We start from the raw sequence: 15,944 nt of genomic DNA, 5'->3' as shown, positions 1-15,944 counted from the left end.
TGGGGGGGATATTTTTAAAATTTTGGTCGTTCGATATTGTTTATGTCTCATGCTGAGTATTCGACACGAAGCGGAATTTCGAATTTAGAGCTCCGAATTTTCAAATTAAACGTACTCGTTTATCGGTCCATACACCCAGTAAAACCCGTTGATCAGTACGGCATTGACGTCGCTGGCCGACTTTGCAACCCCCTGTTTTACCAGCAGTTCACCGATCGCTTTCGTTCTCTTCATGAAGTTCAAAGCCAGATCGACTCCGGGCGTCTGCATCTTCTTGAGATTTTCAAAATGGCTCTTGAGCAGATCGTCCTTCCTGGGATTACCAAGAAGCGCTTTCCAGGGTACAAACCCGACCGGCAATCCGCCCAGTTTGGCGTCATATTTCTTTCGCCATTCATCGCTTAATGCGACATACTCCATTTTGCGGATGTCATAGATGCCCACAGGCCGGCTCTTTTCATATTTAAGGAATCCGTCTTTCTGCGACCCATCAGGGAATTGGCCGCCCCGTATCCCTTGTTTGACCATTTTATCGACGATCTTGTTGCGCAATGTTTCATCGTGAAGATGGGTACGCATGACTTTCAGGATCAGCTGGAAAACATCAATGCCCACATAGTCGATAAGCTGGAATATTCCCATCGGACGCAGCATGAAGTCCTGGGTGACCTTGTTAACGGCATACACCGCCCCGGGATACTTGTAGCTGCTTTTCAGGCGTTCGACCTCAGCCAGCGCGTACAAACCATCGCGCATGAAATGCCCGTTACCGATGAAACCGGAAATATCATTGGCATTCACCAGTGTCTTGCGCAGTCTTTTGCCGAGGTCCAGCATCAATTCTTTCAACTCATCAGTGGTTTTCTCCGGAGCGATCACTTCGACCAGTTTCTGAACGACCGGCGGATTGTAGAAATGGCAACCGATAAGCCGTCCTCCCAGTCCCGCGTTGTCGTTTATGTACCCGATGGGAATGCTTGAAGTGTTCGTTAAAAAAACGGTCTCGGGCGAACAGATCTTACTGAGCTGCTTGTAGATCTTCACTTTTAGTTTTTGATCTTCGACGATCGCCTCAAATATGATATGGCTGTTCTTAGCCAGCGCCAGTTCAGTGCCATAGTTAAGGCTCTGACTCGCGTCATCGATATAGGCGTTCACGATATCGCTGTTCTCGATAAGATCATCGCGATCTTTGTAGGCATCGCGCAGCTGGACGATCGTTTTCTCGGCGGCTTTCACAAGCTGGCTTTTCAAATAACCTTTCAGTCCGTCGATCGCTTTTTCACTTATATCGATCAGGTTCAACCGGTAGACCTTGTCCCGGTTTTCGGGCTTGAACTTGAGTCGGGCGATCTCCTGCGCGATCAAAGCGGCGATGCCGCTGCCCATTTTACCTGCCGCTCCTATGACGGATACGTTCTGCAGTCTTTCATCCAAGGACATTAAAACCTCCTACGCTTTCCAATTTGGTTTTCTTTTTTCAAGAAAAGCTTTCATTCCCTCTTTTGCCTCGTTGGTCGAGAACAAAATACTGAAAGCTTCGGTTTCGTACGAATTAGCGGTCGTCAGGTTAGAATCGATCCCGCGGTTTATCACTGTTTTGGCGAAGCGCACTGCCGTTGGTCCGACTTCGATGATTTTTCGGGCTAAATTGCGTGTCTCTTCAAGTAACGCTTCAGGTGCGCAAACTTTGTTGACCAGGCCGATCCTCAGGGCTTCTTGCGCATCTACAAGGTCACCGGTAAAAATGAGCTCCTTCGCCTTACCAATGCCAACTATACGCGCCAGCCGCTGAGTGCCGGCATGCCCGGGTATCAAACCGAGTTTTACCTCGGGTTGCCCAAGCTTGGCTTTTTCCGAAGCGATCCTGATATCGCATGCCATCGCGATCTCACATCCTGAACCAAGCGCAAAACCATTGACCGCTGCGATCACAACCTTTTCCATGTTTTCGATGAAGCTAAGGACCCTCTGCCCGACCTGGCTGTATTCCCTTGCGGCCAGGGCATCCATTACCGCCAGCCGCGAAATATCAGAACCGGATACAAAGGATTTGCCTTCACCGGTAATGATTATGACAATAACTTCCTTGTTCGCATTGAGTTCATGCATTGCCGACTCGATCTCCAGTATAGCTTCAATGTTTACCGCGTTCATAACCTCTGGACGATTGATTTTCAGTACAGCAATACTGTCTGCTGTGTCAATCACGATATTCTTGTAAACCATATTGCCTCCTTGATTTTTTCCCAAATAGAATCCGCTTTACTGCTCTTCAATGGGATCAGGCAAGATCACTGCCTTGGATCGCTCACTCTGCCTAAAAACAAAATATTGCCCACGCTTCTTTCCAAGATCATAAATATAAAAGGATGGTCAGCACGGAAAATCGGAACCGGTGGTGCGACCGATGTAATGCCGACTGCCACGCCCGTCGCTGCGGCCGCTTCGGTCCCTTCTTCGTTCACGTCAATAAAAGCCTGATGGACCACGATCTGGATAAATAGAGATTTCGTTCCATCGATCCCCGATAAATCAGCTGCTTCTGAAAATGCCAAAGGCATACCCAGCTCTTTGAGATTATCATTAAGTAAATATTTTGTGGTGAATGTAAATTTAGGCACGAATACCTTTACGCGTTGTTCGTGAAGGCTGTTCTTCCATTCAGTAACATTCTCGACCGTAAGCCGTTCCTCAAGCGTATCCAAATCAATATTCTTAGGAAGCAGAATAAGCATGCTTAATTCACCGCCCTCATAGTCCATTTCCAGGATTTGCAGGTATTCTGTCTCGGCATAACTGAATCTCGCATTTTCGTCGGTCCTTCGCATCATCGGAACCTTTACGGTTTCGCCTCTACCGGTCTTGAAATCCTCTTCCTGCGTTTCTTTCTTGTCGAATTGCATGACCCAGGTGCCTTTGAAGTAAATGGCATTGGTAAGGACAAGACTGGTAAATTGAGTCAAAGAATTAGGCGGGAAGAGATCCTTGATTTTATCATTAGTTCTATCCGCGACCCACTTATTGATCTTTTTACGTGCCTGCTCAGCCGCTCCCTTGAAATCAACGTTTGTCGCCTTTCCCGAATAGTATTTTTCAACTGTTTTTGCGTATTCATTTAACAGATTATGACCTTGCTGCACCCAGAGTGCATTTGCCGTGTTAAGTTTGTATTTCGCATCCTTCTTGTTGAGCTGTTCATAGATCTCAGCAACATTTGGTTTACGAATGTTTTCATCCTCGCAGAAATGGAAAACCGCTTGAATCTCCTGGGCGGTTTGCCCCCGAGCCCCTTCGTAAACCATCCCCAAAGCCGTGGAAATACTGTAGGGGGAGAAAAATATATTCCCTTTTTCTTCGTTTTTAAGATTCGCATAAAGTTCCAGACAGAATCGGTTATTGGCATTAACAACGCTGCTGATCCCCTCTTGCGCTGCGCCATTGTCATCGGTTGATTGCCCAAAAACCATAACAACGGCTAAAAATAAAATCACAGTTATGTCTGGTCTGATTTTCCAGGGTAACCAATGACTCATTTTAACCTCCTATTTCAACTGCGGATTTATTAAGTGCTCTTCAATTTTATAAATAGGTGGAGCCCTTAATAACTGTCTTTTCTTTGGTCTATATCAACCATGATTACCAACCGCTTGTCTTCATAAATCAAATAAAACAATCGGAAGTCTCCTATTCGATATCTATAAAGTTCTTTATAATCGCCTTTAAGTTTCTTGATATTTTTACCAAAGAAAGGATTTTCTTTTAATTGAGTATAAACATAATTATATATTTTGTTATAGGCGTTCTTGAAAGGTTCAATTTTAATCTTATCCTGAAAATGCCGGGTTTCTGCTATTTTTAGTTCATTTAACAAGGTGATATTTCCCTTGCTTTGCTTCTTTTATTCCGACATTCAAACTACTCTTATCCTTTAAAATATCCTTCATTTCATTATTGGAAACAAAGAGCTCTTCATAAAGATAAGAATAGGTAGCCCATTCAATAAAATTGGATATGCTTCTTTTTTCGCCATCTGCGGCTTTTTTGAAAAGATCGTAAATATCGTCTTTCAATCTAATGGTAATTGTTTTTGGCATAATAACCTCCATTATTAAATGCATTCAATTATATTCATAAATATTCACAATGTCAAGTATCAATTCGTCCGCGGGCATGGCACTAAGGGTATTGGCACAAACGAAGTCTGAATGGCTAACGTTTCCAACAAATACATGGTTTCGGCGATGCCAAAATTTAGGGAGTGCCATAAGGCAGGATCCTTTTATGCTGTGTTGGGCGATGTTTTTGGTTTTCTATCCAAAAAATACCTCTTTTCCTTTTTCTAAAGATTCTTTAGCTTTAAGACATATAGTGAGAGCATCTATGGCTGCTTGCGCAGATAACAGATTATTTTCTTCTCTTTTATTTAAACTTTCAACAAATAGTTTGCATTCCTCTTCATACGGATTAATGATTTCAAAATTCAATTCTTCTGGATTCCCTTGTGAAGGGTACTTGATTGTCGTAAAATCTGGATAGCCGTTTTTATCAATAGTAAAAAAGGTCTCTATTGCTCCTTTATCGCAAATGATTCTGATTCCTGCGCTAAAAGGAAAGCTCTCGGGCATAATATTGCTTGTTTCTGCAAGTCCCAACAATCCGTTATTATATTTTAATAGTATTGTGGCGTGTTCGTGACGTTCTTCTTTTACAATCCTACTTGAAATAATTGAATTGGGTAGTCCGAAAGTCCAGTTTATAAAATCAAAGTCAAAGTTTAATAATTCAATTACTGGTCCAGGATAATGATCTATTGGATATGGTTTGCTGAATCTATATGCTCGAAAAGTCAATGGTTTGCCTAATTCATTCGAATCAATAATCTTTTTTACAGTTCCGTATTCCGCTACATTTCTCATGAGTAAGGCTATCATGAATATCTTTTTCTTTTCCTTAGCGATTTTCTGCATTTCAATGGCTTCATCTATATCAAGTGCAATTGGAGTTTCGCAGAATACATGTTTATCTGCCTGTAATGCTGAAATGACATGCCTTTTATGCAAATAAGTCGGCAAGCAAATATCTACTGCATCAATTGCCATATCATTAATTATTTCATCAAAATCCGTGACTACTTTAACACCTAATTTCTTGGTGAGGCTCGCGGCTTTTTCACTTGATCGGGTGCAGATAGCAGAAACCTCTATATTAGGCATTCCTTTGTAGCAATCGAAATGCAAGTTACCCATAGAACCTGCTCCTAAAATACCAAGTTTCATATTGCCCGCCTATAGATCAAAGTAACATAAACCAAATATATCGCCTAACTCGTTCAGAGACGCAATAATTGCGTATATGTTACTAATTTGGAGGTAGAGAGGCAATTGCGTTTGATTGAGCCTCCAGCTCGACGATCGGTACGAACGCGTCCACCTGATCGCCTTCTTTGAAATTGATCCTTTTGACAACCCCGTCGCGCGGGGAATGCAGTTCATTCTGCATTTTCATCGCTTCTACGATCGCTAAGGTCGTTCCATTCTGCACCTTGTCGCCCGGTGATACCGGGATCTTAACGAGCAGACCGGGCATCGGGGAGGCTACGGAGTCGCCTTTCTGATCTGCCGTCGTTCCCTTGGTTCCTTTCACCTGGTCAAAGACATAATACTCGCCATCAATGGCGATATACGTTCGCTCTCGATCGCCGGCAATGAAGGCGGAACTCATTTTGCCATCGCATACAAACGTCAGGGAATTTGAACGGACATCGTACGAGTCGATATTGAACGATCGGTCGCCGTTTATTGTCACTTTGTTCTTTGAGCCATCCTTTACCATTTCGATGGTGTATGGTTTTCCTTCATATGCTATGATGATCTTCATGACGCACCTAATTCCCATTCACCAAGTTCCTGCCATGGCGTTGAAGTTAGCGATCCAATACCGCTCATGGTCGCCGGAACCGCCGCGCTCCCGGTCGATTTCAACGCAACCGCGACCAGAGCCATCTCCAGCATGGCATGGCGCGGCATTAGTGCATCCGTATTTTCATCAATGAAATGAGTATGCAACGCACCATCCTTGAATTGAGATGACTCGGCAATGCGCTTCAGAAATCCCAAATTGGACCTGATACCGAGGATCGTGTAATCTTTCAGCGCACTGATAAGCCGGGTGATGGCGCCTTGCCGCGATTCATCATAGACGATCAATTTTGCCAGGATCGGGTCATAATGAGGGGGCACGTTCCATCCTTGATAAATGCCTGAGTCAACGCGGATCCCGGGACCCTGCGGTTCCTTTAGATACAATATTACACCGGGTGAAGGCAGAAAACCATTCTCCGCGTCTTCCGCGTAAATCCTCGCTTCGATCGCATGACCACGCTGCACCACCTGTTCCTGCTTCACATCCAGTTTCATTCCTGACGCGATCATGATCTGCCTTTTTACGATATCCAGACCGGTCACCAGCTCAGTAATAGGATGCTCAACCTGGACACGCGCGTTAACTTCGAGAAAGAAAAATTTTTTATCAGCATCAAGGAGAAATTCGACGGTACCGGCGTTCGTATAGTCAACGGCCGCGATTATATTTTTCGCGGTCTCGCCCATTTTTTCCCGAAGTTCCGGTGTCAGCGCCGGTGAGGGTGTCTCTTCTATGATCTTCTGATGCCGGCGCTGTATCGAACACTCGCGTTCGCCAAGATGGACAACATTTCCAAAGGAATCACGCAGCACCTGGAATTCGACGTGGCGCGGTCTTTCAATGTACTTTTCAAGATAAACCGATTCATCGCCAAAAGCGCTTTTTGCCTCCCGCCTTCCGGCCTCCACGCTTTCCAGCAGTTCCCCGTCATTGCGCACGATCCGTATGCCCTTGCCGCCGCCTCCCATGGAAGCCTTGATCAAAACCGGGTATCCTACTTCCTGCGCTTTATTCTGGAAATCCGCGTTATTCACGCCCACCATCTCCATACCCGGGATGATGGGTGCACCCACGCCCCGGGCCGTTATTCTTGACGCCACCTTGTCCCCGACCAGCGACAGCGCACGCGACGACGGCCCGATGAACACGACCCGTGCTGTTTCGCATGCTTTTGCGAATTCGGGATTTTCCGCAAGAAATCCATATCCCGGATGGATGGCCTCTACACCGGTCTCCCGGGCCGCCCCTAAGATACGTTTGATGTTCAGATAGCTCGCGAGCGGCGCCGGTTCACCGATATCCACCGCTTCATCGCAGTACCTCAGATGAAGAGATTCTTTGTCGACGGAAGAATAGATGCCGACCGTCTTTATATTGAGTTCCCGGCAGGCACGCGCGACGCGGATAGCGATCTCGCCGCGGTTGGCGATCAGTATTTTCTTAAACATGATCTTTCTCCCAGTTCTTATCATCGCCCAGTCTTCTCAACCAGTCCCGGGCATTAATGGTCCGGAAGACTTTCCTGCTTTTTTCCAACTGTTCGCCTCCTTCCCACTCTTGGCCATGCTGGCACAGCATTTGACCATAATAATGGCATGCTTCGCCAAGTTCGAGCGGCAACTGCAGCTCTTCGAACACTTTTCTCGCCTCCAGGTAAGCTTTTTGGGCATCCTCGAATTTTCCCTGCACTGCAAAAATGCGCGCTTTCAGCGTGATGGAACGTGCAATATCGGCATTTGATTTCAGTTCCACAGCCAGGTTGTAGGCGCGTTGCTGATATTCCAGCGCCCGTTTTATGATATCCGATGCGCTCTCATCGCCCGCCGCGGTTATCGTCAGAAGCAGATGGCTGCATAGAGCGAGCGAAACCCTTTTTTGATAATCCTTGTTGCCTGTCTCCCGGGCCAGCAGCTCGGCTCTTACCAGATAATCACGGGCTTCAACGAACCGTTCTTGTGCGCTGAAAAGCTGGCCGATCCCGAGGATACTCACCGTTATGCCTAAACGGTTACCCACCCGTTCCGAGATCTTCAACGATGCAGTGTAGTGGTCGAAAGCCTTGATGTAATCACCCCACACCAGGTATATGTGACCGATGTTGTTCAAGCTGATCGCCTGTCCCCCTTGGTCGCCGATCTCCTCTTTTATTTTGAGCGACCTCAGGTGATAGTGCAGTGACTGGTCGTAATGCCCCAGCAAATAGTGCACGTAGCCGATATTATTGGTGCTGGCTGATTCGCCCCAGCGGTCGCCGATGTTTTCCTTGATCATGAGCGATCGATCATGGCACTCGATGGCTTTTTCATATTCGCCGCGTCCGATGTGCACGGTCCCGATATTGTCGAGAGCGATTGCGGCACCCCTTTTGTTATCGATCTCTTTCATGATCACGAAGGTCTGGTTGTAATAGTCCAATGCTTTTTCAAGATTACCCAGCTGGTGGTGTACGTATCCGATGTTGTTCAGACTGATGGCGATTCCTTGGCGGTCGTTGATCTCTTCCATCAAGCGGAGGGAATGATTATAGAATTCGAACGCTTTATCATAGGAACCGAGATTATTATAGACCACGCCAATATTATTGTAGCACTCGGATTGCCCTTTGGCATCACCGATCGTCTTGTACAGGGAGAGCGCGCTTTCTGCCGCTGTCAGCATCTGATCGTACGCGCTCGTGGCTCCATGTATCTCGCTTTGCATTAAAAGAAAATCGGCTTCACATTTTTTGTCTTTTATTTTTTGGGAGATCGCCATTCCCTTGTTCAATTCGGCCAGCGCCTTATCGTTATCGCCTATCAAGAGAAGGATCTTCACTTTTTCCTTGATCGCTTCGATCGCCATGGCGGACTGTCTTTCCCCGAACGCCTCCTTGGTCAGCCGGATACTCCGCAGGGCTTGGTTAAGGAACAACAACGCTTCACGGTTAAGATAGTAGTTCATCGACTTCTTCGCCGATTTCATGGAATAATCATATGATTTATCCCATTCTTCGGCCATGTAGTAATGATGCGCCAGGACCTCGTAATATCCGGAAAGATCATCGGCGTGAATAGTTTTGACGCACTCGCCCACCTGGCGGTGCAAGCTTCTCAACTGTCCGGCGGACATGCTGTTGTAAATGGCTTCCCGGACCAGGGGATGCTTGAACATATATTCGGGTTCGGTCACGTGCGGGATCCTGCTGATATATTCCAGGTCCTCGAGCGAAGCCAACTTTACTGACAGTGCCAGCCGGTCAACCCCCTCCAGGCATTCCAAAATGCGTTCCTGGAAGATCCTGCCGACCGCGGCGGCTTTTTCCAGAATATCCCGTTCATCGCCAAGCTGCTCAAGGCGCGAGAATATCGCCAGTTGGATATTGGAAGGTATTTCTATTGATTCGCTCTTCTTGCTCAAACGCCATATGCCGGCATCATAGAAGAGCGCTCCGTTATCGATAAAAGAGCGGATCATTTCCTCAATGTAGAATGGATTTCCAGCGGCGGCGACACCGATCTTGGCCTTAAAGTCGTCCGGGATCTCGTTAAGGGTCAAGAGATTATCAATGACCTGTAAGCTCATTGACGGCTCAAGCGGCGCCAGTAAAATCTCATGGTAATCGTCTTTCATTTTTTCGCGCAGGCGTTCTTTGGCCGCCCAGAATGATCTTTCTTTGTCGCGGCGGGCGACACCAATGAACATGATCGGAAAGAACCTATCCGTGTTGCTGTATTCGCCAGGATGATCGCGCGAATAATCGGCCATCAATGCTTCTATGAATTCCAGGGAAGCGCTGTCAATATAATGGAAATCATCGATCACTAACAGTAATGGCTGTTTCATTGCGATCGCAAGGAGCAATTCCTTGATGCTGGACATGGTCCGCTGCCTGAGTTCATGAGCGTCAAGATGACTGACGAGTTCATCGAGCTCGCCATGGAAACGGACACCCAGTAAGGAACCGATATACGGAGCGATCCTTTTCCAATCCTGAGCTGCGATCTCCCGCGTTTTTTTTATGATCTTTTCTCCCACGATCTGGGGCAGATCGTTATCTAACACATCAAAGATCAGCTTGGTTATCAAGATCATCACGTGGTTGGGAACGGTCTCGGTGAACGACTGGCCGTTTACTTCAAATACCTGGACCGCTTTTTGACCTTGAACCGTCATTTTCTTTATTTCAATCCATAGCCGGCTTTTGCCGATCCCGGCGTCACCCATGATAAAAACAAAACCACCGTGGCCTTCTTCCAGCGCTGATACGTATCCGTTCAGAGTACCCAATTCGTCATCTCTACCGACCAGCGGGGAATACAATCCTGAGATGCCGTGTTTTGGATCAGGCTTCGGTTTTAACCGAATCGGACGGAATATCTTGTTGCGATCGCGTGTGCCGGTCAATGGGACGGGCGGCAGTGCCTCGTAATCGTACAAATACCTGGTGGCGCTGAATACTGACTCCGACACTAGAATGTCGTCGTGACTGGAGTAGTCCTTTATCCTTACGGCGATGTCTATGACATCCCCGATCACAGCATACTCTCCCGGTCTGTTATCCCTCGTTTTAACAATAGCTTTGCCCCTGTGGATGCCAACGCGCAGCGTCAGCGAGATCGCTGCCTTGTATTTCCCGGCAAGGAGTTCGTTTATGCTTTTTGCTGACTTCAACATTTCAGCCGCTACGGTCAGCGCCTGCTCGGGGTCGTCTTCCCGGATCGCGGGGACGCCGAAAAGACACAGGATATAGTCACTTTCGCAACGATGTATGAAACCATTGTATTTCTTGATAATATCCGAAATGCGAGCGATATACTCTCCGGCAACAATTTTCGCGGTATCATGTTCAAGTATATTGAAAAGCGACCGGTAGCCCACCAGTTCGACCGACATCGCGGTTATAAGCCGGTATACGTCCGACGGGCGCACGAATCCGGCGAGTTGCGTGCCGCATTCCTTGCACATGCTCGCGTTATCCTGATTTTCAAATCCACATAGATGACATTTCATGGTTGCACCCAAGAGGTCATGTTAGGCATATTTGCCATACCACCACGCGCTTTTCATTTGTTCCAATGCGGCTTTCGCTTTTCCAAGAAAGCGTTCATGCCTTCCTGAGCTTCTTCGGACATCCGCATATGCGCGATGACCTCGGCAGTATACTTTTTCACTTCGTCATGGTTCAATGTCGGCAGTTTCGTGATCAGTTCTTTGCATTTTTTGATCGCTTCAGGACCGCTGCTCAGCAGTTTAATGACCAGATCATCGACCGCGCTGTCCAGCTCGCCGGGCGGGACCACGATATTCACCAGCCCCGCTGACATCGCTTTTTCAGCCGCGATCCTTTCCCCGCTCAGGAACAGCTCCCTGACCTTTCCCTCACCGCATTTTTTTATGACATAAGGCGATATGCACGCCGGTATCAACCCGAGTTTTACCTCGCTGAAACTGAACCGTGCGTCGCTGGCAGCGATCGCCATATCGCATACCGCCACCAGACCCGTACCGCCTCCGATCGCGTTTCCCTGGACCTTGGCGATCGTCGGTTTTGTCAACGAATACATCGTGTCGAACATTACTGCCAGTTCCATCGATTCCTTGAGATTATCCACATACGAGTAATCCTTAACCCTCTTCATCCAATTAAGGTCGGCGCCGGCGCAGAATGATTTGCCCGCACCCTGAAGCACGACGACGCGAACCCCGACATCAGAATCGATCTTTTGAAAGATCTGCGTCAATTCCTTGATCATGATGTCATTGAAGGCATTGTGCACTTCGGGTCGGTTAAGGATAACGTAAGCGATGGTCTTTTCAATATTTAGATCTAGCTGGACCGTTTCGAATGCTGGATTGGACATGGTTCTACCTCCAGGTTAAGCCTGTCATGCCGGCTCTTCGCCCTTGGTTTTGGTCGCGATCGGCTCGACAAGCAGGATCCATGCTGGTTTGACGGCGCGCGAACGATGTCTTATCCCTTTTTTGACAACCAAACCATCACCCTCGTTAAGTTCAATGCTCTGGTTCTCGGAATCGATATTGATTTTACCTTTAAGCACATAGAAAAATTCATCTTCTTTGCTGTGCGTATGCCAGTGATATTCACCGTGAATTTTCGCGACGCGCAAAGCCGTATCGTTTATGTAGGCAACTTCCTTCGGCTGCCATGGATCATCAAGATCCTTGATCGCTTCTTTAAAAGATATTTTCGTCATTGATCCTCCGTTTAGTAAAATCCAAAATCCGAATATCTAAATCCTAAACAAATCCAAAAATCGAAATTCCAAACACACCCTCTCCCTTTCCCTCCCCCCTCGAGGGGGAGGATTAAGGTGGGGGGGATATCTTTTGGATTTTGAATTTTGAGTATTTGACATTGTTTATGTCTCATGCTGAGTATACGACACGAAGCGGAGTTTAGAATTTAGTGCTTAGGATTTCCACCTTGGCGGATTACATTCTGAACACGCCGAACCGGTGATCGGGCACTGGCGCATTCAGGCTCATGGCGATGCTCAGACCGATCACCTCGCGGGTATCAAGCGGATCGATTATACCGTCATCCCACAAGTGCGCGGTCGAGTAATAAGCGCTTGATTCAAATTCATATTTTGCAAGCATCGGCTTCCGGATCTCATCAACATCTTCCGGCTTGAGTTTCTTCCCTTCTTTCTGGAGCGCCTTGACTTTGATATCGGTCAATACGTCCGCAGCTTGTTCGCCGCCCATTACGCAGATCTTGGCTGCCGGCCACATGAACAGCAGCCGTGGGTCATAAGCCCGGCCACACATGCCGTAATTGCCCGCACCGTACGAACCGCCGATGATCACGGTGAATTTCGGGACTTGCGCGTTCGCGACCGCGTGCACGAGCTTAGCCCCGTCCTTGGCGATCCCCTGATGCTCGTACCTTTTGCCGACGATGAAACCGGTGATGTTTTGGAGGAACAACAGCGGAATCTTTCTCACCGAACATAATTCGATGAAATGCGCTCCCTTTTGGGAAGACTCTGAAAAAAGCACGCCGTTATTGGCAAGGATGCCGACCGGGTAACCCATGACCCTGGCGAAACCGCATACAAGGGTCGGACCATAAAGTTCTTTGAACTCCTGGAACTCGCTGCGGTCGGCCAGACGGGCTATGACTTCGCGCATATCGAACGATTTCCGAAGGTCTTTAGGGATAACTCCATATAATTCCCGCGGGTCATAGTGAGGTGGTTCCGGCGCCGATCTTTCCAGATGGAACTTCTGCGTGGCACCTAGGTTTTCAACGATATTCCGGGTGATTTCGATAGCCTGTTCATCATTGGCGGCAAGATGATCGCTAACGCCGGATATCCGGCAATGAACATCTGCGCCTCCCAGATCTTCTTCGCTCACCACTTCGCCCGTTGCCGCTTTGACCAAAGGCGGACCGCCGATATAGATCGTACCGACTCCTTTTACCTGAACCACTTCGTCGCTCATCGCCGGCTGGTATGCTCCACCGGCGGTACAGAAACCCATGACCACTGATATCTGAGGGATATTAGCCGCGGACATGATCGCCTGGTTGTAGAAGATCCTGCCAAAGTGGAACCGGTCCGGGAAAGTACCGACCTGCATGGGCAGGAAGATCCCGCCTGAATCGACCAGGTAAATGCACGGCAGGCGATTGTCAATCGCGATCTCCTGTGCGCGAATATGTTTTTTTATAGTTTCGGGAACATAAGTACCACCCTTGACCGTAGCATCATGGGCCACGATCATGACCTCGCGGTTGTTCACCACTCCGATCCCGGTAACGATCGCGGCTCCCGGGTGTTCATTATCATAAAGGTCCCATGCTGCGAGCGTACTTAATTCGAGGAACGGTGTCCCGTGGTCGAGCAGCAGCGAAAGCCGTTCCCGAACGAACATTTTCCCTCTGTCCTTGTGCTTCTTATGCATGTAATCGGGACCGCCCCTTTTTACTATGGCCAGCCTGTCTTTCAGAATCTGTACGGCCTGTTCACTGGCGGCAGCATTCTCCCTGAAGTCGGTGCTGTCTGTTCTTATCTTGGATTCAATTTTATACATAGACTCCCTTTGGCTAAATTTCTAAATTCTAAACAAATTCAAAATCCTAATGTTCCAAACATACCCTCTCCCTTTCCCTCCCCCCTCAAGGGGGAGGATTGAGGTGGGGGATATTTTTAGAATTTTGGTCATTAGCTATTGTTTATGTCTCATGCTGAGTATTCGACACGAAGCGGAGTTTCGGATTTCGTATTTAGAATTTATACTAATACTGCCTTGTACCCGTAGCAGATGATCCCGGCATGTCCTTCCTGCTGGATTTTTCTGAATACGAGTTTCACGGTTCTGCCGATCGCCACATCCTCAGGGCGGCAGTCCACGACCTGAGTTGTGATCCTCACTCCGTCCTTCAGTTCAACGATCGCGACGCTGTACGGCACCTGGGTATTGAATTGGTCCGGGGCTACCCTGATGATCGTGTACGTAATGATCTTGCCATGATCGGAAAGTCGGACCGGAACGAATTCCTGCGATTTGCACTTTGAACAGATCAACCTTGGCGGAAAGAATATCTTGCCGCAAGATTTGCATTTTGCCGCTTCCAGACGGTACCGCTGCGGCATCTCGCGTCGGTATCTCGGTGAAGGCATTATACCTCCTTTATGGAAAACCCTAAATCCTAATATCTAAATCCTAAATAAATCCAAAATCCCAATGCTCCAAACACACCCCCTCCCTTTCCCTCCCCCCTCGAGGGGGAGGATTGAGGTGGGGGGGATATATTTAGAATTTTGGTCATTCGAAATTGTTTAGGATTTCGGATTTCGAATTTAGTATTTCTATTCATGATTATCATAAAGCCCACGCGGTTGCTCCCAGCGCATGGGTCGTCAAACAACCTGAAGGATGTGTACCACGCTCGACGCGCCCGAGCCACCCATGTTCTGCGTCAACCCGATCTTGGCATTTTTTACCTGGCGTTTTCCGGCTGTACCGCGCAATTGTTCCACCACTTCGACTATTTGCGCGATCCCGGTCGCGCCTACGGGGTGCCCTTTGGATTTGAGCCCGCCTGAAGTATTGATCGGGATCCTGCCGGTCAATGCCGTTTCGCCCTTTTCCGTGGATTCCGCGCCCTTCCCTTTCTTCGCGAATCCGAGCTCTTCGATTATGCACAACTCCGCGATCGTAAAACAATCATGGACCTCGGCAAAACTGATATCCTCGGGCTTCAATCCGGCCATTTTATAGGCGCGCTCAGCAGCCACGCGGATGGCTTTAAGATCAAGGATATCGTCGCGCTGGTGCAAAGCAAGTGTATCAGAGGCAGCGCCCGAACCGATCACTTTTATTGCCGGTTTCTTTATTTTTTTCGCAATATCTAGTGTCGTCAGGATTGCACACGCTGCGCCATCCGAAACCGGTGAACTGTCCATAACGGTTATCGGATCAGCCACCATCGTCGCCTTAAGCACGTCATCGACCGTAATTTCCACCGGAAACTGGGCATTCGGATTCATGGACCCGTTGTGATGGTTTTTAACGGCAACCATTGCCAGGTGCTTGCGCGATGCCCCATACTTGGCAAAGTATGCATTGGCGATCATCGCGTATAGACCGGGAAAAGTGATACCCTGATAACATTCGTATTCCTGATCAGCAGCGGTAGACAGCGCGTATGTGACATCCGCGCCGTCGTTCATCTTCTCAACGCCGCCAACCAGGACGATATCGCTCATGCCCGATGCTACTTCGAAGAACCCCTGTCGGAAGGCAAAACCGCCGGATGCGCAGGCAGATTCGATCCGCACCCCTGGTACCGGTGCCGACCCCAGATAATCGGCCATTAAAGCACCGATGTGCTCCTGTCCGACGAAAAGCCCTGGTGTCATGCTGCCGACATATAACGAATCGATCCTGTCAACACCGGCGTCCTTTATCGCTTTCAGCGCTGCTTCGACGTATATATCGCGGAGGGATTTTGTCCATAGTTCGCCGAATTTTGTCATCCCGATGCCGATTACTACAACCTCACGCAT

The 15,944-nt window shown here is 48.1% G+C and carries 14 protein-coding genes; all 14 read right to left on the bottom strand.

The features are described 5' to 3' along the window. Positions 1-105 precede the first annotated feature (105 nt). The 14 genes from VF399_07160 to VF399_07095 all read right to left on the bottom strand — a co-directional run bounded on the left by VF399_07160 (position 106) and on the right by VF399_07095 (position 15,944). Complete coding sequence (locus VF399_07160; GenBank protein HEX7320115.1) at positions 106-1,443, bottom strand: 3-hydroxyacyl-CoA dehydrogenase family protein; 1,338 nt, start codon at positions 1,441-1,443, stop codon at positions 106-108. A 9-nt stretch (positions 1,444-1,452) separates the two neighbouring features. Next, complete coding sequence (locus VF399_07155; GenBank protein HEX7320114.1) at positions 1,453-2,229, bottom strand: enoyl-CoA hydratase-related protein; 777 nt, start codon at positions 2,227-2,229, stop codon at positions 1,453-1,455. A gap of 65 nt (positions 2,230-2,294) precedes the next feature. Further along, entirely contained in the window at positions 2,295-3,536 is a 1,242-nt protein-coding gene (locus VF399_07150) for a serpin family protein (GenBank protein ID HEX7320113.1), read from the bottom strand. Positions 3,537-3,601: 65 nt separating this feature from the next. Next, positions 3,602-3,874, bottom strand: coding sequence for a type II toxin-antitoxin system RelE/ParE family toxin (locus tag VF399_07145; protein HEX7320112.1), 273 nt, complete (start codon positions 3,872-3,874; stop codon positions 3,602-3,604). After that, a complete protein-coding gene (locus VF399_07140) occupies positions 3,864-4,097 on the bottom strand; it encodes a CopG family transcriptional regulator (protein HEX7320111.1) in 234 nt (77 codons plus the stop codon). The genes VF399_07145 and VF399_07140 overlap by 11 nt, the downstream gene beginning before the upstream one ends. A gap of 216 nt (positions 4,098-4,313) precedes the next feature. Then, entirely contained in the window at positions 4,314-5,279 is a 966-nt protein-coding gene (locus VF399_07135; protein HEX7320110.1) for a Gfo/Idh/MocA family oxidoreductase, read from the bottom strand. 82 nt (positions 5,280-5,361) lie between these two features. After that, complete coding sequence (locus VF399_07130; GenBank protein HEX7320109.1) at positions 5,362-5,880, bottom strand: biotin/lipoyl-containing protein; 519 nt, start codon at positions 5,878-5,880, stop codon at positions 5,362-5,364. Then, a complete protein-coding gene (locus VF399_07125; GenBank protein ID HEX7320108.1) occupies positions 5,877-7,373 on the bottom strand; it encodes an acetyl-CoA carboxylase biotin carboxylase subunit in 1,497 nt (498 codons plus the stop codon). The genes VF399_07130 and VF399_07125 overlap by 4 nt, the downstream gene beginning before the upstream one ends. Then, positions 7,366-10,914: a tetratricopeptide repeat protein gene (locus tag VF399_07120; GenBank protein ID HEX7320107.1), complete on the bottom strand. Its 3,549-nt coding sequence runs from the start codon at positions 10,912-10,914 to the stop codon at positions 7,366-7,368. Before VF399_07120 ends, VF399_07125 begins: the two co-directional genes overlap by 8 nt. Before the next feature lie 53 nt (positions 10,915-10,967). After that, positions 10,968-11,765, bottom strand: a complete 798-nt coding sequence (locus VF399_07115) for an enoyl-CoA hydratase/isomerase family protein (protein HEX7320106.1) — start codon at positions 11,763-11,765, stop codon at positions 10,968-10,970. Positions 11,766-11,789: 24 nt separating this feature from the next. Then, positions 11,790-12,119, bottom strand: coding sequence for a cupin domain-containing protein (locus VF399_07110; protein ID HEX7320105.1), 330 nt, complete (start codon positions 12,117-12,119; stop codon positions 11,790-11,792). 238 nt (positions 12,120-12,357) lie between these two features. Then, a complete protein-coding gene (locus VF399_07105) occupies positions 12,358-13,965 on the bottom strand; it encodes a carboxyl transferase domain-containing protein (protein ID HEX7320104.1) in 1,608 nt (535 codons plus the stop codon). Between the two features lie 200 nt (positions 13,966-14,165). Continuing rightward, complete coding sequence (locus VF399_07100) at positions 14,166-14,555, bottom strand: Zn-ribbon domain-containing OB-fold protein (protein HEX7320103.1); 390 nt, start codon at positions 14,553-14,555, stop codon at positions 14,166-14,168. Between the two features lie 240 nt (positions 14,556-14,795). Continuing rightward, positions 14,796-15,944, bottom strand: a complete 1,149-nt coding sequence (locus tag VF399_07095) for a thiolase domain-containing protein (protein ID HEX7320102.1) — start codon at positions 15,942-15,944, stop codon at positions 14,796-14,798.

It is taken from the genome of bacterium (assembly GCA_036382775.1).
GTDB lineage: Bacteria > Hydrothermota > Tepidihabitantia > SM23-42 > JAOAFX01 > DASVHD01.
This window is presented reverse-complemented; position numbering and strand designations above follow the sequence as displayed.

Bases quoted from the DNA above. Each gene is read 5' to 3' on its own strand.
- VF399_07160 (HEX7320115.1), bottom strand. From the start codon at position 1,443: ATGTCCTTGGATGAAAGACTGCAGAACGTATCCGTCATAGGAGCGGCA.
- VF399_07155 (HEX7320114.1), bottom strand. From the start codon at position 2,229: ATGGTTTACAAGAATATCGTGATTGACACAGCAGACAGTATTGCTGTA.
- VF399_07150 (HEX7320113.1), bottom strand. From the start codon at position 3,536: ATGAGTCATTGGTTACCCTGGAAAATCAGACCAGACATAACTGTGATT.
- VF399_07140 (HEX7320111.1), bottom strand. From the start codon at position 4,097: ATGCCAAAAACAATTACCATTAGATTGAAAGACGATATTTACGATCTT.
- VF399_07135 (HEX7320110.1), bottom strand. From the start codon at position 5,279: ATGAAACTTGGTATTTTAGGAGCAGGTTCTATGGGTAACTTGCATTTC.
- VF399_07130 (HEX7320109.1), bottom strand. From the start codon at position 5,880: ATGAAGATCATCATAGCATATGAAGGAAAACCATACACCATCGAAATG.
- VF399_07125 (HEX7320108.1), bottom strand. From the start codon at position 7,373: ATGTTTAAGAAAATACTGATCGCCAACCGCGGCGAGATCGCTATCCGC.
- VF399_07120 (HEX7320107.1), bottom strand. From the start codon at position 10,914: ATGAAATGTCATCTATGTGGATTTGAAAATCAGGATAACGCGAGCATG.
- VF399_07115 (HEX7320106.1), bottom strand. From the start codon at position 11,765: ATGTCCAATCCAGCATTCGAAACGGTCCAGCTAGATCTAAATATTGAA.
- VF399_07110 (HEX7320105.1), bottom strand. From the start codon at position 12,119: ATGACGAAAATATCTTTTAAAGAAGCGATCAAGGATCTTGATGATCCA.
- VF399_07105 (HEX7320104.1), bottom strand. From the start codon at position 13,965: ATGTATAAAATTGAATCCAAGATAAGAACAGACAGCACCGACTTCAGG.
- VF399_07100 (HEX7320103.1), bottom strand. From the start codon at position 14,555: ATGCCTTCACCGAGATACCGACGCGAGATGCCGCAGCGGTACCGTCTG.
- VF399_07095 (HEX7320102.1), bottom strand. From the start codon at position 15,944: ATGCGTGAGGTTGTAGTAATCGGCATCGGGATGACAAAATTCGGCGAA.